The organism is Gordonia sp. SCSIO 19800 (assembly GCF_018132775.1).
GTDB classification, from domain to species: Bacteria; Actinomycetota; Actinomycetes; order Mycobacteriales; family Mycobacteriaceae; genus Gordonia; species Gordonia hongkongensis.
This window is the reverse complement of the sequence record NZ_JAGRQM010000003.1, coordinates 97,406-114,639: the sequence shown is the minus strand read 5'-3', so window position 1 is coordinate 114,639 and position 17,234 is coordinate 97,406. Positions and strand designations below refer to the sequence as shown.

Sequence of the window (17,234 nt, the reverse complement as noted above, 5' to 3'; positions counted from 1 at the left end):
CGATCGCGCAGCCGCGAGCGGACTACTCGTTCTGGATCGACTCGCTGATGTTCATCCGCCCGGCCCGGACCGCGGGGACGAACGCACCGATCAGGCAGAGAGCCACGGCGATGGTCACGAAGAGCAGGGCCGACGGCCGTGGCGAGTACAGCACCGTCAGGGACGTCGTGATGGTCAGGATCTGGTTGCTGAGCAGATGCATGGCGGCACCGAGGGCGACGCCGAGGACCGACCCGACCAGGGCGACCGCTCCCGCCTCGGCGAGCACCGTCCGCGAGACGAACCGGCGGGAGGCCCCCATCGCCCGCAGGACGCCCAGTTCGCGGCGTCGTTCGAGGACCGACAGCAGCAGCGTGTTGAGCAGTGCGATCGCGGCCGCACCGGCGACGATCCACTGGATGGCGACCGCGAACGCGCCCGCCTGCTCGACAGTGGCCTGGGTGGCCGCGAGGGCCTCGGCACCGCTGTAGACACTGATGGGCTTGTTGCCCGTCGTCGGGACGCCGTCGACGAGCGCCTCGAGGTCCCGGCGGACCTGCTCCGGGTCGGCATCGGGCGAGGTGATCACCTGCAGGTAGGTGTCGCCGTCGCGATCGAACCACTCCCCCAGCAACTCCTGCGACATGGCCGCCACACCGGAGTCGAGGGAGACATAGTCGACGGTGTCGCGCACGACCGTCTGCCGCGGACCGTTGGGGGTCGCGAGTTCCACCGTGTCGCCCGTGCCCACGCCCAATGCGCGGGCCAAGACGTTCGACATCAGGATGCCGTCGCCGGCGAGGACGCTCGCCACCGCTTCCGGCGACGCCTTGCGCATGAACGGTGCGCGCGAACCCGGCTCGAGCCCTTGCACATTCGCTTTGCTCTCGCCGATGTTGACCGCGGCCCACTGACCACCGACGACCTCGGTGACCCCGGGAACCGCCGCAACGCGTTCGGCCACCGAGGGCGGCAGGATCGGACCCAGGGGCAGGCTCGCGGCCGACGTCGACGACACGTAGAAGTCCGGATCCCCCAGTCCGTCGAGCGATTTCGACATCGACGAGACGAGGTTGTCCAGTGCTCCCGACGTCCCCATGCCGACCGCGATGGCCACCGCGACCGTCATCAGCGTCGCCCACGCGCGCCGCGGGGCGCGCTCGCTGTTCACCGAGGCGAGCTGTCCGGGGCCACCGAACCAGCGCGCCACCCGAACCACCGCCCAGGCCAGCGGTTTCGACAGCGCGAAGCACAGCAGCAGCGCGCCGACCAGATAGAAGACGCCGGCCACGATGGCCGGGCGGCCCGGCACGGTTGCCACGACCACCCACGACGCGATCAGGCCGGCGACCCCGAGCACCGCGGCGATCACCACCGCGGGACCACGCCGCGCGGCGGAGTCCGACACCTCGACCGGAGCCATCGCCTCCACCGGCGAGACCGCGAACACCGCCCGCGCGGCCAGCGTCGTCGCCGCGACACACGCGACCACGCAGGCGATCACCGCCGCCGCGGGCGCGTACCCGGGCAGGTGGTAGTTGATGACGGTGCCGACGGAATCGGCCGGGGGTTCGGGCAGGCTGCTGATCACCGCCCGCCCGGCCAGGATTCCGAGGGGGATGCCGAGTACGCCGCCGACGAAACCCATCAGCGCGGCCTCGCCGAGCATGTCCCCGACGAGGTGAGACCGCTTGGCGCCCAACGCCCGGATCATCGCCAGCGACCTCCGCCGCGACGCCACCGCCATGTTCATCGTGTTGAACACCAGGAAGGCGGCGATCACCAGCGACACGAGCGAGACCAGCAGGGTCGCATCGCGGGTCACCGAACTCGCGACCTCGGCCTGCTTGGCGCGGAAGTCCGGATCGACCACCACCGCACGGCCGTCCACGATGCCCTGCACCTGCGAGCGCACGGCGGATACATCGGCGTCGGGCTCGGTCACGATGAGGATCGAGTCGAGCCGGCCCTCGAGTCCGACGAGTCGCTGCGCGAGGTCGACGTAGGCGAAGAGAAAGCGGCCGTTGTTGAGACCGGCGGCCTGTTCGTTGTCGACGACCTCGAGGACCTCGACCTCGATCCCGTTGACGGTCAATCGGTCTCCGCGGTCGAGCCCGAGTCCCGGGCCGACGAACACGCCGGTGCGCAGTCGGTCCAGGTCGACGGTGCCCGGACCGGTCCCGGCCTGCCCCTGCTGCAGGGCGCCGCGCAGACTGCCCGAGAGCTGGGTGACGCGTTGATCGGAGCCGAGCAGCGGCACTGCCGAACCGTCGACGACGACCGACCCGCGGATCATCGGCACGACGGCCGCCGCCGCGTCGACGTCGCGACGGATCTCGCCGGCCAGCGACTCGTCGACGCCGGTGTCGGTGATGCCGGCGACCTCGATGTCGGCGACCCCCGACACCGCATTGTTGAAGTCCCGCACCGACTCCGACGCCGACCCGTAGGTCCCGAGCACCGCGATCAGCAACGCCGACGACACGACCACCACCGCCAGCGAGGTGAGCAGGCGCAGCCGGTGGGTACGGATCTCGCGCAGGTTCAGCAGGCGGATGCGGGTCAGACCGGCGGCTAGGGCGGCAACCCGAGAACCCCGTCCCGCCACTAGGCGATCTTCCCGTCGCGGACCGTGATGGTGGTGTCGGCGACCGCGGCGGCCTTCGGGTCGTGGGTCACCATCACCACCAGCCGGTCGGGGGTGTCATGGGCGACCTCGGAGAGCAGTTCGAGTACCGCCTCACCCGTCTTGGAGTCCAGGTTGCCGGTCGGTTCGTCGGCGAGCAGGATCGTCGGGTCCATGATGAGCGAGCGGGCGATCGCGACGCGCTGCATCTGGCCGCCGGACAGCTCCGAGGGCCGATGGTCGATTCGATCGCCGAGTCCGACCCGCCGGAGCAGTTCCACGGCACGGGGTTTCGCCTTGCGGAGCGACTGGTTGTCGAGCAGTCGCGGCAGCGCGACGTTCTCCCACGCCGACATCGTCGGCACGAGGTTGAAGAACTGGAAGATGAACCCGACGCGGTTGCGCCGGAACTCGGAGGCGGCGGTGTCGTCGAGTGCCCCGAGGTCGACGCCGTCGATGCTGATCCGGCCCGACGTCGGGGTGTCGAGAGCTCCGAGTACGTGCAGCAGGGTGCTCTTGCCCGCTCCCGACGGGCCGACCACCGAGACGAACTGGCCGCCGTCGATCGACAGGTTCAGACCGTCGAGGGCGCGAACCCGTTCCTCGCCCATCTGGTACTCGCGCACCAGATCGACCGCTTCCACCAGGGCACTTCCGGTGCCGGGCGTCCGCCCGGGTTCCATCGACACTCCCGGATCGTAACCCACCCGCGGCGGCCGGCCCGGCTCTCAGGTAGTCCAGCGACCGGTGGCGAGGAACTGGTCGAGCACCGTCTCGGCGGGGCCGAGGTCGAACGAACCGGCGGCGAGCCAGTCGTCGTCGAAGTAGGTCGTCGCGTACCGATCCCCGGAGTCACACAGCAGGGTGACGATGCTGCCGGGCGTGCGCGCGGCGACCATCTCGGCGACGAGCGAGAAGGCCCCCCACATGTTGGTGCCGGTGGAGCCACCGACCCGACGACCCAGGAGGTCGCTCATGCGCCGCGCGGTCGCGATCGACGCCGCATCGGGCACCCCGATCATGCGGTCGATGACCTGCGAGATGAACGACGGTTCGACCCGCGGCCGGCCGATGCCCTCGATGCGCGAACCGGTCTGGGCGGTCAGCGTGCCGTCCGCCGACGCGTAGGCCGGCAGGAACACCGAGTTCTCCGGGTCGACGACGGCCAGCCAGGTGTCGTGGCGCCGGTAGCGCACATACCGTCCAAGGGTCGCCGACGTACCACCGGTACCCGCCCCCACGACGATCCAGGTGGGGATCGGGTGTTCCTCCTCGGCCAGCTGGGCGAAGATCGACTCGGCGATGTTGTTGTTGCCGCGCCAATCGGTGGCCCGTTCGGCCATCGTGAACTGGTCGATAAAATGGCCGCCGAGTTCGGACTCGAGACGCAACGCCTCGGCGTAGACCTCACCGGGGTGCTCGACGAAATGACACCGCCCGCCGTGGCGTTCGATGAGTGCCGTCTTCGCGGGCGAGGTGCTCCGCGTCATCACCGCGATGAACGGGACCCCGATCAGTTCGGCGAAGTAGGCCTCGCTGACCGCCGTCGACCCCGACGACGCCTCGATCACCGGTGTGCCCTCGACGACCCACCCGTTGCACAGCGCATAGAGGAACAGCGAACGCGCGAGCCGGTGCTTCAGCGACCCCGTCGGATGGGTCGACTCGTCCTTGACATAGAGGTCCACGCCGACCTCGCGGCTCGTGTCGCCGTCGGCGACGGTCCAGCGCGACCATGCGGGCAGCGCAACGCGGAGGAGATGGGTGTCGGCACTGCGCCGGCCGTCGGCCTCGATGAGGCGGACGGCGTTCTGGGTCCAGGCCCGATCAGCGCGCCGGTCGACGACTCGCGTGGGTTCCACGGGGCGCCGAACTCACTTCTCGCCGCGTAGCCGGGCCTGCAGGTCGTCGTGCTTGGAACGGCGACCGGCCTCCAGTGCCGCGATCTCGCTGTTGACCTTCAGACGCAGGGTCTTGAACAGGACCATGCCGAGCGGGAGCGCGATCAGCACCCCGAACACCGCCGCCACGAGGAACGGCACCTCGACGCCCACCAGGTTGCCGCCGACCATGATGATCACCACGACCGCGGTGACGAGCAGCAGACGCGCGAACGTGTACGCGAACAGGGCGAACGCCAGGGTCATCGGGCGACCACCCGCCTGCGGCGTGGCGCCGCCGGCCGTGGTCTCGCGGGTGGCCGCGTCGGGTGTGGCCTTCTTGCCGGGGGTGGGGTCGGGCGTTTCACTCACCCCCTCAGCGTACTGGGCGGTCTCGGCGCTCCCGCAGGTCGCGGGCCTTTGCATGCTCTTTACCTCCCACTGACGGTTCGAGTACCTGGGCGATTTGCGTGTATTCATAAGGAACTCGTCCACCACCGTGCAGAGCCGCTTCGCCATCTCGGCGTACCGACCGAGCACTCCAACACGCACAGGGGGAATCATGACCAGCATCGAGACCGCACCGCCCACGACCTACATCACCCCGGGACTGGCCAGCCAGCACACGTTGACCCCCGGCCAGGTCGCCGCGATGTTCAACGTGAATCCCAAGACGGTCGCCCGCTGGGCGAGCTCCGGCATCCTCGGCTCGATCCGCACCCCGGGCGGCCACCGACGCTTCCGCGAGGAGGACGTCGTAGCCTTGCTCAACCGCCGCGCCCACTGACCCGGCGGCCCTGTAGTTCTCCCGACGACCCGACGCCCGGCCGGACCTCATCCGATCAGGGGAGAAGTGCGGGTCAGGTCGGCTTTCGCCCTGACCTCTCAGGCGTCTCACGTACGCTGGTCGTCGGGAGGTTGTCATGATCTATCTGTTCGCCGTTCTGGGTCTGCTGGCCATCGGTTTCCTCATGTGGCGCGCCTTCGGGCCCCACTCCGACGAGTCCGGCGACACCCCTTCGCCCGGCCCGCGTCGATCCCGTCCCCGCGGCCCGCTCGGCCCCGACGACGACCCCGATTTCCTGCGCGACCTGGACAATCGCACCCGCGGCACCAACGGCACCGACGGTGATGAGATCTGAGGCGTGACGCGCGGCCGAAAAGCTGAGACCAGGTTCAGAACGTCTCTGCGGAACATACCCGTGGGTAGGGTATTGTCCACTTCACCATCGACTCCCCGATGGCCGGACCGAGAGAAGGCGCCGTTGAACCCGGGACGATCTCCGCGAGGGGCGTCGACCGATGACGACCTGAGCTTCGCCGAGAAGATCGGATACCTCTTCGAACACAGCCGTGACGAGAACGGCATCCGATATACCGGCAAGAAGATCGCCGAGAAGGCCAACCGTCTCGGCTACTCGCTGTCTGACGCGTACATCTCCCAGCTACGCACCGGCAAGGCCCGCACGCCGTCGTTCCGCACCGTCGAGGCCATCGCCCGCGCCTTCGACGTCAGCGTCACCTACTTCCTGTCCAACCCCGACGAAGACCTCGAACGCGTTCGGCAGCAACAGAATTACGTCGAGATGCTCCAGGTCACCGGGAGTCACCTGTCCGGGATCGACATGGGTTCGCTGTGCCCGGACACCATCGACGCACTCATCGACCTGCTCAAACTGGTCAAGGCCCAGGCGATCGCCAAGCGGGCGGAGGAGAACTCCCCGAGCGAGGCGTCCGGCTGACGGTTCCGCCGGCCCGCCCTCACAACCGGGCGGTACTCACAGGCCGGCGTAGGAGTGCAGTCCCGAGACGACCAGGTTGATGATGAACAGGTTGAACAGCATCGCCACGAAACCGGCGACGTTGATCCAGGCCGCGGCATTGCTGCGCCAGCCCGCCGTCGCGCGTGCGTGCAGGTAGGCCGCGTAGATCACCCAGGCGATGAAGGACACCGTCTCCTTGGGGTCCCAGCCCCAGAACCGGCCCCAGGCCGCCTCGGCCCAGATGGCACCGCAGATCACCCCGAGGCCGAACAGCGGGAAGCCGATCACGACGCACTTGTAGGCCAGGCGGTCGAGCTGCTCGACGGACGGCAGATGGTCGACGACCCGACGGACCGCGCCGCCCAGACCCGGACGGGTCGCGGCCGTGGCGGAGTCGTCGGACGAGGTCGGAGCCCAGCGCATCTTGACCAGATAGAGGATGCTCGCCACACCGGACACCAGCAGGATGCCCGAGGACACCGAGATGATCGAGACGTGCACGGCCAGCCAGTAGGACTTCAGGGCCGGGACGACGGGTGCGGCCTGGGTGTAGAGCCAGCGGCCGGCGATGAACATCAGCAGGATGACGGGCAACAGCACGAACGAGAGCAGCGGCCGGTGCTCGCGCTTGCGCAGGATGATCAAGGCGGCGAGCACACCCGCGGCACACGTCATCGAGATGAACTCGTACATGTTGCCCCAGGGCGCACGGTCGGTCGCGATGCCGCGGAGCACGATCGAACCGATGTGCGCGGCGAGGCCGACGACGACGACCGGGAGCGCCATGTTGCCGAGCTTCTCGCCCAGGGTCCGGCGCGACGACTCGTCGACCCGCCCGGGCACCCGCGTGTCGGTTCCGTTCACCCCGGCGTTGACCAGCTGCTTCTGCTCGAGGCGTCGTCCGCGGACCGCGGCGAGGGCGCCCAGGAACAAGATGACCGCGACGACGTAGACCGTCATGGCCGTGCCGTAGAGCAGGTCCGAGTACCGCGCGAGAGTCTCGTCGATCGGCATCGCCGGAGCGTCGGTGTTCATGTGCTTCCTTTCGCCGGCCGCTAGAGCCGCCGGGTCGTCCGCCGCGAGGCAGGTCCGTCGGCGTCGTCGGCCACCAACTTGGCCGCCCGCTCGTCGAAGCCCTCACCCCAACCGGCCTGATCGGTACGCGCCAGCCCGGCGATTTCTACTACAGTACGTCGTTGCCCAGTGTCCGGGCCATCGGTGTCCGGGCCATCGGTGTCCTGGCCATCGCCGTCGGCACGTGCGCTCGCGGCCGGCACCGGGACCAGGCGGGCCCAGATACGCCGACGGCGGATCAGCAGCGACACCAGCAGACCGCCGAGCATGACGATCGAGCTCACCAGCACCCAGATCTGGGCGGGGTCGTGCGAGACCTGGACCGACACCCACCGCTCGTAGCCGTCGAAGGTCACCGTCGTGCCGTCGGCGAGGGTGTGGCTCTGGCCGACCGCGAGGTTGACCTGCGCCTGACGTTGGAGGCGGCCCTGCTCGATGAGGTCCTGGTCGAGCGAGTAGACGTTCTGCGGTCTGCCGGTGTCCAGACCGGTGTCGCCCTTGAAGATCCGGATCGCGACGAAGGGGTCGTCGGGGGTCGGCGACGACGACGTCAGCAGCGAGCCGTGGAACGACGCGGTGGGCGCGAACAGGCCCTCCAGCGCGATCTGGTTCTTCCGGCGGTCGTCGGCGTCGGGGTACAGACCCGCCGGGGTGTCGAAGCGCGCCGCGCCCGAGGAGAGCATCGTCTGGAGCTCGTCCGGCACGAACGGGGTGGTCTGGGTGCGCTTCTCCCCGTTGGGGAAGGTCACCGTGAACGTCGGTGCGAAACCGTTGCCGAGGACGTAGACCCGGTCGCCCGCGACGCGAAGCGGTTCGTTGACGCGCACCGACGCGGTGTCCCAGCCGGCGGGATCGCCGAGGTTGCCCACGCTGCCGTCACTGCCCGCGGCGTACCGGATGGTGGCGTCGTACATGTCGGGCTGACCGCTGGGCAGGAAGGTCGCCGAGAAGTCGTCGACGCGGAAGCAGAACGGCGACAGGTCGGTGCCATCGACCAGGTTGCCGGCGCGGAACGAGTCGTAGACAGCGGTCGAGGTGTTGCACAGTCCCTGTTCGCCGTCGGCGACGAGGCTGCGGGTGCCCTCGTAGCCGTACATCTTGCCCAGCGCGATCGACACCAGCAGCGCCAGCAGCGCGAAGTGGAACACCAGGTTGCCGAACTCGCGCAGATAGCCCTTCTCCGCCGAGACCTCGACGCACCCGTCCGGATACGCCTTGCTCGGCTCGCGGACCACGACCTCGCGACGCCACCCGCGCAACCGGCCGTCGATCCGTCGGGCGACCGTCTCCGGATCCCCGTCGACGGTGTGGGTCACGTGCCGCGGCAACCGCGACAGGTTGCGCGGTGCGGCAACGGGTTTCGCGCGCAGGCTGTGGAAGTGCTCGACCATGCGCGGCGTCAGGCAGCCGACGAGGGAGATGAACAGCAGGACGTAGATCGCGGTGAACCAGGCGCTGGAGAAGACGTCGAAGAGCTGCAGGCGGTCCATCCACACGCCGAGCTGACCGCGTGCGGCGATGTACTCCAGGGTCTTCTGCTCGTTGAGCTCGCGCTGCGGGAGCAGGGCACCGGGGATCGCGGCGAGGGCGAGCAGGAAGAGCAGGATGAGCGCGGTCCGCATCGAGGTCAGCGAACGCCACAGGTTGCGTAGTGGCCACAGCACCCGGCGGCGGGCCCAGTGGGGCTTCGGGGCCGGCTCGGGGGTGTCCACCTGCGGGCGGTCGGTCACATCGGTCATCAGGACAGCACTCAGATCGGTAGTTGGGTGTCGGTGACGAAGCGGACCTGGACCCAGACGATGAACTGGTCCCACCAGCCGGTCAGGAGGGCGACGCCGACCCCGATCAGCAGGACGCCCCCGATCACCTGGATCGTGCGGGCGTTCCGGCGGAGCCAGCCGAGACTGCGCAGGGCCCAGGCCGAGGAGAAGGCCAGGATCACGAAGGGCAGGCCCAGGCCGAGGCAGTACGCGACGATGAGGGTCACGCCCTTGGCCGCCGTCGACCCCTCGGTCCCGCTGACGGTGGCGATCACCGCGGCCAGGGTCGGCCCGAGGCACGGCGTCCAGCCGAGCGCGAAGACCGCTCCGAGCAGCGGCGCCCCGACGATGTTGGAGACCCGCCGCGGTTCGAAGCGGACCTCGCGCTGCAGAGCCGGGATGAGGCCGATGAACACCAGGCCCATGGCGATGGTCACGACCCCGCCGATGCGTTGCAGCAGTTCGCGATTCAACACGAAGGTACTGGTCACCCCGAGGACGGTGGCGGTGGCGGCGACGAAGACGACGGTGAAGCCGAGGACGAACAGGCCGGCGGCCAGCGCGACCCGCGACCGGCCGCTCTTGGCGCTCTCCCCCACCTTCACCGCGGGCGCCTCGGCCCCGACGAGACCCGCGAGGTAGGACAGGTAGCCCGGGACCAGGGGCACGACGCACGGGGAGGCGAAGGATACGAGCCCGGCGAGCAGGCAGGCGGCGAAGGCGAGCAGCAGCGGTCCGCTGGAGACGGTGTCGGCGAACGTGTCGCCGATCGAGGAGGCGAGCACCAGGGTGGTCGAGTCCTGGGTGAACGGGTCCATCACATCGACCCCGCCGGCTCGGCCGCGACGCGCTTGACGACCTCGTCGAGCTCGTTGTCGGAGACCGCCTTGAGGAACACCGCCGCCGGCCGGTGCTGCCGATCGAGGACGATCGTCGTCGGCACCACCGAGGTGGGCGTGGTCAGAGCGGCCAGTGACATCCCCGGGAAGTCGTAGATCGACGGGAACCCGACCTTGCGGTCGATGACGAAGTCCTTGGCCGACTCGCGGTCGTCGCGCAGGTTGATGCCGAGGAATTCCACTCCGTCGGCGCGATTGCGTTCGTAGACGCGCTCGAGGTCGTCGGCCTCACCGCGGCAGGGTCCGCACCATGAACCCCACACGTTGACGACGACGACCTTGTCCGCGAACCGCTCGTCGGACAGCGACAGCGGCTGCTCGGTGACGAGGTCCTCGCCGGCGAGTTCGGCGATCGGCTTGCGCTCGTCGGGCGCGTAGGTGATGACGGTCTGCCCGCCCGGTGACACGAACTGGAAGGTGTTCCCCTGCGCGACCGCGTCGTCGCCGGTGCTGCATCCGGCGACCAGCAGGATCAGGGCCGACAACATCGTCGGCAGGAGGAACTTGCGCACTACGTCAGGCTTTCTTCACGCACCGGTGGCCAGTGGGTCCGAGGACCCGGCCGGCTCGGAGTAGATGATGTCGACGAGGGCGTCGTCGTCGTAGATGAGGCTGGTCAGCGAGGCCAGCGAGCACTGGCGGCGACGCGGGTCGTGCCAGAGGCGCTGACCTTCGAGGAACCGGCGCAACGTGTACACGGGCAGCTGGTGGCTGACGCAGACGGCTTCGTGACCGCGGGCGGCGTCGCGGGCCTTGTTCGCCGCGGCCAGCATGCGGTGCGCGAGCTGGATGTAGGGCTCGCCCCACGACGGCGTGAACGGGTCGCGGAGTTTGGGCCAGTGCCGGGGCTTGCTCAGCGCGCCGTCGCCGACGGAGACCTTGAGACCCTCGAAGACGTTGTCCGCCTCGATGAGGTCGTCGTTGGTGAGGATCGGGACGCCGTGCGCGGCGGCGATCGGGGTGGCGGTCTCCTGCGCGCGCTGCAGCGGCGAGGCGAACACGGCCTTGACGTCGTGGTCGGCGAGGGTGTCGGCGACCTTACGGGCCTGCGCCTGGCCGTCGCCGGAGAGGCGGAAGCCGGGGAGACGGCCGTACAGGATGCCGTCGGGGTTGTCGACCTCTCCGTGGCGCATCATGTGGACGATCGTGTGCATCAGGCGTTGTCCCCCGGGGTGGCTGCGGTCGCGGCCGCCTGCGCTGCCGCGGGCAGCGCATCGGCGATCTGCGAGAAAGCATCCTCGTCGAGCGCCGCGGACACAAACCAGGCTTCGTAGGCGCTCGGCGGCGCGTACACGCCGCGTTCGAGCAGAGCGTGGAAGAACGGCGCAAACCGCCAGGTCTCGGTGGCGGCGACGCCGTCGTAGTCGAAGATCGGGATCTCCGGATCGGTAGTGAAGAACACACTCAGGAGGCTGCCCGCCTTCTGCACGCGGTGGGCCACCCCCGCCGCCGACAGGGCCTCGTGCAGCAGGGTCGCGAGGCGGTCGGCGTTCGCGTCGAGCGTGCGGTAGACCTCGACGTCGGCGTTGCGCAGGGTCGCGAGGCCGGCGGCGACGGCGACGGGATTCCCCGACAGCGTGCCCGCCTGGTACACCGGCCCGGTCGGCGCGAGACGTTCCATGACGTCCGCGCGGCCACCGAACGCCGCCGCGGGCAGTCCCCCGCTCATGACCTTGCCGAAGGTGTAGAGGTCGCCGGCCACGCCCTCGAGTCCGTACCAGCCACTCGGGCTCACCCGGAACCCGGTCATGACCTCGTCCATGATCAGCAGCGCGCCGTGGCGGCGCGTCAGGTCGCGGAGTCCGGCGTTGAAGCCCTCGACCGGCGCGACCGCGCCCATGTTCCCGGCCGCCGCCTCGGTGATGACGGCCGCGATGTCGTCGCCGAACTCGGCGAAGGCGTCGGCGACGGCGGTGAGGTCGTTGTAGGGCAGCACGAGGGTGTCGTGCGCCGACGCACCGGTGACGCCGGGGCTCGTCGGCAGCCCGAGCGTGGCGACGCCGGAGCCGGCCGCGGCCAGCAGCGCGTCGACGTGACCGTGGTAGCAGCCGGCGAACTTGATGATCTTGGACCGGCCCGTGAAGCCGCGGGCCAGCCGGATCGCCGACATCGTCGCCTCGGTGCCGGAGTTCACCAGCCGGACGCGCTCGACAGGGTCGACGCGGCCGATGATCTCCTCGGCGAGTTCGATCTCGGCCTCGGTCGGGGCGCCGAACGACAGGCCGCCGGTGGCCGCCTCACGCACCGCCTCGACGACGGCCGGGTGCGCGTGCCCCAGGATCATCGGACCCCAGGAGCTCACGAGGTCGACGTAGTCGTTGCCGTCGGCGTCGGTCAGCCGGCATCCGGACGCCGAGGAGATGAAGCGAGGGGTCCCGCCGACCGCGGAGAACGCGCGCACCGGGGAGTTGACGCCGCCCGGGATGGCCTGGGTCGCGCGGGTGAACAGCGCGGCGGAGGCGGCCGTGCCGGGAGCGGGCGTGGCAGCAGCGGAAGGGGTCACGGCCTACAGTGTTCCAAACGGCACCGGGTGACCCAAATCCTCGCTGGTCGGAGGGGGTGCGACCCGGCTCGAACCGGACCCGGTCAGCTCGCGAGCGCGGTGCGCACCTGGTCGGCGATCGCCGCCTGACCCGCCTCGTTGGGGTGCACCGCGCCGGGTCCCGGAGTGGTCATCGGCTCGATCCAGCGCTGCTCGCCGGCACACGCGTCGTGGCCCTCGGAGACCTGTGACATGTCGACGAACTCGACGCCCTCGTCCTGCGCCGCGCGCCGCCCGTAGGTGTTGAGCGCGGTCTGGAGCTCGCGGATCATCGGTACGTCCCCGGCGGCGAGTCGCATCTCGGGATAGCAGCCGGTCGTCGGCGGGACCAGCCAGGGATAGCCGACGAGCAGGATGCGCGCGTTCGGCGCGCGGTCCCGGACGTCGCGCAGGGCCTGCCGCACGGCGGGATAGATGTCGGTGGCGACCGGCTCGATCAGCGCCCGTCCGTAACGGTCCGTGCACGGCGAGCCGGTGCGGTCGGAGTCGGCCAGTTCGCCGCAGAGCCGGATCGCGCGACCGTAGGTCTCCTCGTCGTTGCCGCCGATCATCAGCGTGACCACGTCGGTGTCGTCGTCGAGCGCGTCGAGCTGCGGCGGCACGCCCTGATGTTGTGACTCGCGGAAGTCGTCGGTGTCGGCGCCCGCGCAGCTGACGTCGGTGAGGTCGAAGTCCTCGTCCGCCGCGACGACGTGCGCGTAGTTCCTCGCCGACCGCAGGCAGTAGATCGGTGAGTCCTCCTCCAGCGGCCGCACGCCGGTCCCGGCGCTGAAGCTGTCGCCGAGGTTCACGTACTCCGTCGACCGGGTGTCGTTTTCCGTCGACTGGGCGGGCGTTTGCGTCGACCGTGCAGGTGTTTCCGTCGACTGGGCGTCGTTCTGCGTCGACTGGGCACAGCCGGCGAGGACCGCTCCCGCCGCGAGCAGCACGAGCCCGGACCGGATGAGCCGCCGTGGACGTCGATCGTCGAACCTGCGTGCCGTCATGCCGCCATCCTGCGTCCGGTGAAGCCCGTCGGCAACCACCGGCCGGCCGCCCGCCCACGCGGGTAGCGTGGTTCGCCGAGGGGATCGCCGCTCCGCGCGGAGTCCCGCAACCGAGTCACGAGGATGTGAATGCGCATGAGCGACAAGGAGATTCTCGACCCGCAGGCCGTGCTCGACGGTGTGCCGACCGGACTCTGGATCGACGGCCGGTCCACACCCGCAGCCGACGGCGGGACCTTCGAGGTCTACGACGCCGCGACCGAGGAGTCGCTCGTCTCGGTCGCCGACGCGGGGGTCGCCGATGCCCGCCGCGCTCTCGATTCCGCCGTCGCCGCGTCGGCGGACTGGGCGGCCACCGCACCACGGGAGCGCGGCGAGATCCTCCGCCGGACCTTCCGGTTGCTCACCGATCGCGCCGACGACATCGCCATGCTGATGACCCTCGAGCTGGGCCGCGCCCTCCCCGACAGCCGGGCGGAGACAACTTACGGACTCGAGTTCTTGCGGTGGTTCGCCGAGGAGGCCGTCCGGATCGGCGGTCGGTTCAGTCCGGCGCCGGCCGGCAACGGGCGCATCCTGGTGGCCCACCAGCCCGTCGGGCCGTGCCTGGCGATCACCCCGTGGAACTTCCCGCTCGCGATGGGGACGCGCAAGATCGGACCCGCGCTCGCCGCGGGCAACGTGATGCTCGTGAAGCCGGCCCGCGAGACGCCGCTGACGATGCTGGCTCTGGCCGAGGCCTTCGCCGAAGCCGGTTTGCCGCCCGGCGTGCTGTCGGTGTTGCCCACCACGTCGAGCGGCGACGTGTCGTCGACGTTGATCACCGACGATCGCATCCGCAAGATCAGCTTCACCGGGTCGACGCCGGTGGGTCGCAGTTTGCTGGGTCAGGCCGCCGACCGCGTCCTGCGCACGTCGATGGAGCTCGGCGGCAACGCCCCGTTCCTGGTCTTCGACGACGCCGACGTCGACGCCGCGGTCGAGGGCGCCTTCGCCGCCAAGATGCGCAACGGGGGCGAGGCATGCACCGCCGCCAATCGGTTCCTGGTGCAGTCCGTTGTCGCCGAGGAGTTCACCGAGAAGCTGGTGGCGAAGATGTCGGAGGTCCGGATGGGACCGGGTTACGACGACGGGGTGACCCTGGGGCCGCTGGTGAACGCCGACCAGCGGGACAAGGTCGCCGACGCGGTCGAGCAGGCGGTGGCCGACGGTGCCCGTGTGCGACTGGGCGGCGAACGTCCGGAAGGTCGGGGTTTCTTCTATCCAGCAACGGTTCTCGACGACGTCGACCCGTACGCACCGGTGACGCGTGAGGAGATCTTCGGTCCGGTCGCGGTGATCAGCACCTTCGACGACGAATCCGCGGGGATCGAGGCCGCGAATTCGACCGAATACGGCCTGGCGTCGTACTTCTACAGCCGCGACCTCGAGCGCTGCATGCGCGTCGCGGGCGCCCTGGACTCCGGCATGGTCGGGGTCAATCGCGGCGTGATCTCCGACGCCGCAGCACCGTTCGGCGGCATCAAGCAGTCCGGGATCGGACGCGAGGGCGGCAGCGAGGGCATCGACGAGTACCTCTCGGTGAAGTACATCGCGCTCACCTAGCGTGTTACGTATGTGACTAGTGATACAGGTGTTATCGATCCGATACCTGTACGACAGTACTGATCCCTACACTCGGTCACCATGCGTCGTAGAACCCTCACGACCGCGGCAGCCGCGGCCGCAATCGCAACTGCCGCCTCGGTGGCGGTCGCCGTCGCACCGTCCGAACCGGTGGCGTAGGTCGAGAACGCCGCGATCAGTACCGATTTCGGCAGCGTCGACCTCGGTAGCTCCGAACTCGGGACCCCGAACAGCAACTTCCTCTGGCAGAGTCCGGGGACCCGGTACATCGTCGTACTCGGCGCCAAGTTCGGCGTTCTCGGGCAAACTCCGGATGTCCTCAAGCGTCGTCTCGACGTCGCGGCGAACCTCGGCAAGAAGCACCCGTTCAACCGCATGATCGTCTCCGGTGGCGACACCCACTGGCTGCCCGTCACCGAGGCCCAGTTCATGAACCTCGGACTGATCCGGCGCGGAATCCCGCCGTGGCAGATGGTGAACGAGGTCGCGTCGACCTCGACGGTGCAGAACGCCCAGAACACGGTGGCGATGCTGAAACGGATGGGCGGAACCGGCGCGCTCATCGTCACCAACGGCTTCCACATGGAACGCGCGATGAAGAACTTCCGCGACGCCGCCCGGCAACAGGGCGCGCGCATCGAGTTCCGGTCCGCGTACGCCTAGCACCTCGCGAATACCCTTCTCGCGTCGCCGATTCCGTCCCGCTGATTCGATCCCATCAGCGGGACGGAAACGGCACCGCGAGAACGCAGCTCGCCCCGCCGGCCGAAGCCGACGGGGCGAGATCGTGGTGCTTCAGGGGCGATCAGCGCAGGAGCGCGCGGCTCATGACGACGCGCTGGATCTGGTTGGTGCCCTCGTAGATCTGGGTGATCTTGGCGTCGCGCATCATGCGCTCGACCGGGAAGTCGCGGGTGTACCCGGCACCGCCGAACAGCTGCACGGCGTCGGTGGTGACCTCCATCGCGACGTCGGACGCGAAGCACTTCGACGCCGAGGAGATGAAGCCCAGGTTCTTCTCGCCGCGTTCGGCGCGAGCGGCCGAGGTGTAGACCATGAGGCGAGCCGCCTCGACCTTCATCGCCATGTCGGCGATCATGAACTCGACGCCCTGGAACGAGCTGATCGGCTTGCCGAACTGCTTGCGGTCCTTGACATATGCGATGGCCTGGTCGAGCGCGCCCTGCGCGATGCCGACGGCCTGCGCGCCGATGGTCGGGCGGGTGTGGTCGAGGGTCTGCAGGGCGGTCTTGAAGCCGGTGCCCTCGTCGCCGATGATGCGGTCGAGCGGGATGGTGCAGTCCTCGAAGTACAGCTCCGCGGTCGGCGAACCCTTGATGCCGAGCTTCTTCTCCAGCGGTCCGACGGTGAAGCCGGGGTCGTCCTTGTGAACCATGAACGCGGAGATGCCGTTGGCCTTCTTCTCCGGGTCGGTCACGGCCATCACGGTGTACCAGCTCGACTTGCCGCCGTTGGTGATCCAGCACTTGGAGCCGTTGAGGACCCAGTTGTTGCCGTCCTTACGGGCGCGGGTCTTCATGCCCGCGGCATCCGAACCGGCCTCGCGCTCACTCAGGGCGTACGACGCCATGTCCTCACCGGAGGCGATGCCGGGCAGCACCTGCTGCTTGAGTTCGTCGGAGCCGTTGAGGATCAGGCCCATGGTGCCGAGCTTGTTGACCGCGGGGATGAGCGACGACGATGCGTCGACGCGGGCGACCTCTTCGATGACGATGCAGGCGGCGATGGAGTCGCCACCCTGGCCGCCGTATTCCTCGGGCACGTGGATGGCGTTGAAACCCGATGCGACGAGGGCGTCGAGCGCCTCCTGCGGGAACCGCGAGTTCTCGTCGACGTCGGCGGCGTGCGGCTCGATCTCCTTCTCCGAGAGCGCGCGGATGGCCTCACGCAGCGCCAGGTGCTCTTCCGGGAGCTCGAAGACGTTGAAGTCGGGATTTCCGTAGCCCATGACAACTCCTCACGGCACAGCGAGTGCCTGTTCGTTCCCGGCACGCGGGGTGCCGGCAGATGTTGACAACCAGTTCAGCACGGCACTGAGTGCCATGTCAATCGATGCAGACCCCGTCTCCGCCGATTCT

At 69.3% G+C, this 17,234-nt stretch carries 17 protein-coding genes; 5 read left to right on the top strand and 12 right to left on the bottom strand.

What is annotated here, in order from left to right:
• Positions 1-22: 22 nt before the first annotated feature.
• From KB201_RS04575 to KB201_RS24765, 4 genes are read right to left on the bottom strand one after another with little or no spacing between them, the layout of a single operon-like run.
• A complete protein-coding gene (locus KB201_RS04575) occupies positions 23-2,587 on the bottom strand; it encodes an FtsX-like permease family protein (RefSeq protein WP_211538487.1) in 2,565 nt (854 codons plus the stop codon).
• Positions 2,587-3,288 carry an ABC transporter ATP-binding protein gene (locus KB201_RS04570; RefSeq protein ID WP_065629222.1) on the bottom strand — a complete coding sequence of 234 codons (702 nt, stop codon included), beginning with the start codon at positions 3,286-3,288 and terminating at the stop codon, positions 2,587-2,589. The genes KB201_RS04575 and KB201_RS04570 overlap by 1 nt, the downstream gene beginning before the upstream one ends.
• A gap of 45 nt (positions 3,289-3,333) precedes the next feature.
• On the bottom strand, positions 3,334-4,467 hold the full coding sequence (locus KB201_RS04565) for a PLP-dependent cysteine synthase family protein (RefSeq protein ID WP_211538486.1): 1,134 nt from the start codon (positions 4,465-4,467) through the stop codon (positions 3,334-3,336).
• A 12-nt stretch (positions 4,468-4,479) separates the two neighbouring features.
• The gene (locus KB201_RS24765) at positions 4,480-4,857 is read right to left on the bottom strand and encodes a DUF4229 domain-containing protein (RefSeq protein ID WP_374193888.1); all 378 of its coding nucleotides are present in this window, start codon (positions 4,855-4,857) and stop codon (positions 4,480-4,482) included.
• A gap of 190 nt (positions 4,858-5,047) precedes the next feature.
• On the opposite strand from KB201_RS24765, the gene KB201_RS04555 reads away from it, so the two are divergent.
• From KB201_RS04555 to KB201_RS04545, 3 genes are all read left to right on the top strand, one after another.
• The gene (locus KB201_RS04555) at positions 5,048-5,272 is read left to right on the top strand and encodes a BldC family transcriptional regulator (RefSeq protein ID WP_058252666.1); all 225 of its coding nucleotides are present in this window, start codon (positions 5,048-5,050) and stop codon (positions 5,270-5,272) included.
• Between the two features lie 136 nt (positions 5,273-5,408).
• Complete coding sequence (locus tag KB201_RS04550) at positions 5,409-5,627, top strand: hypothetical protein (RefSeq protein ID WP_058252665.1); 219 nt, start codon at positions 5,409-5,411, stop codon at positions 5,625-5,627.
• A gap of 123 nt (positions 5,628-5,750) precedes the next feature.
• Positions 5,751-6,227, top strand: a complete 477-nt coding sequence (locus KB201_RS04545) for a helix-turn-helix domain-containing protein (protein ID WP_058252664.1) — start codon at positions 5,751-5,753, stop codon at positions 6,225-6,227.
• A gap of 36 nt (positions 6,228-6,263) precedes the next feature.
• Here the strand turns inward: KB201_RS04545 and ccsB are convergent, their stop codons facing one another.
• The 7 genes from ccsB to KB201_RS04510 form a co-directional block, all read right to left on the bottom strand.
• Positions 6,264-7,283, bottom strand: coding sequence for a c-type cytochrome biogenesis protein CcsB (gene ccsB, locus KB201_RS04540; RefSeq protein ID WP_068971437.1), 1,020 nt, complete (start codon positions 7,281-7,283; stop codon positions 6,264-6,266).
• Between the two features lie 20 nt (positions 7,284-7,303).
• Entirely contained in the window at positions 7,304-9,061 is a 1,758-nt protein-coding gene (locus tag KB201_RS04535; RefSeq protein ID WP_211538484.1) for a cytochrome c biogenesis protein ResB, read from the bottom strand.
• Between the two features lie 11 nt (positions 9,062-9,072).
• Positions 9,073-9,900, bottom strand: coding sequence for a cytochrome c biogenesis CcdA family protein (locus KB201_RS04530; RefSeq protein WP_068971439.1), 828 nt, complete (start codon positions 9,898-9,900; stop codon positions 9,073-9,075).
• Positions 9,900-10,493, bottom strand: a complete 594-nt coding sequence (locus KB201_RS04525) for a TlpA disulfide reductase family protein (protein WP_211538483.1) — start codon at positions 10,491-10,493, stop codon at positions 9,900-9,902. The genes KB201_RS04530 and KB201_RS04525 overlap by 1 nt, the downstream gene beginning before the upstream one ends.
• 15 nt (positions 10,494-10,508) lie before the next feature.
• Positions 10,509-11,135, bottom strand: a complete 627-nt coding sequence (locus KB201_RS04520) for a histidine phosphatase family protein (protein WP_058252659.1) — start codon at positions 11,133-11,135, stop codon at positions 10,509-10,511.
• On the bottom strand, positions 11,135-12,484 hold the full coding sequence (gene hemL, locus KB201_RS04515; RefSeq protein WP_211538482.1) for a glutamate-1-semialdehyde 2,1-aminomutase: 1,350 nt from the start codon (positions 12,482-12,484) through the stop codon (positions 11,135-11,137). The genes KB201_RS04520 and hemL overlap by 1 nt, the downstream gene beginning before the upstream one ends.
• A gap of 83 nt (positions 12,485-12,567) precedes the next feature.
• Positions 12,568-13,509: an SGNH/GDSL hydrolase family protein gene (locus tag KB201_RS04510; protein ID WP_211538481.1), complete on the bottom strand. Its 942-nt coding sequence runs from the start codon at positions 13,507-13,509 to the stop codon at positions 12,568-12,570.
• A gap of 135 nt (positions 13,510-13,644) precedes the next feature.
• Between KB201_RS04510 and KB201_RS04505 the strand changes: the two genes are divergently transcribed.
• Together KB201_RS04505 and KB201_RS04500 are read left to right on the top strand one after the other, a co-directional pair.
• Complete coding sequence (locus tag KB201_RS04505) at positions 13,645-15,114, top strand: NAD-dependent succinate-semialdehyde dehydrogenase (protein ID WP_211538480.1); 1,470 nt, start codon at positions 13,645-13,647, stop codon at positions 15,112-15,114.
• A 195-nt stretch (positions 15,115-15,309) separates the two neighbouring features.
• A complete protein-coding gene (locus KB201_RS04500) occupies positions 15,310-15,798 on the top strand; it encodes a YdcF family protein (protein WP_254859675.1) in 489 nt (162 codons plus the stop codon).
• A gap of 142 nt (positions 15,799-15,940) precedes the next feature.
• On the opposite strand, the gene KB201_RS04495 is transcribed toward KB201_RS04500, so the two are convergent.
• Complete coding sequence (locus tag KB201_RS04495) at positions 15,941-17,104, bottom strand: acyl-CoA dehydrogenase (protein ID WP_211538479.1); 1,164 nt, start codon at positions 17,102-17,104, stop codon at positions 15,941-15,943.
• Positions 17,105-17,234: the final 130 nt, after the last annotated feature.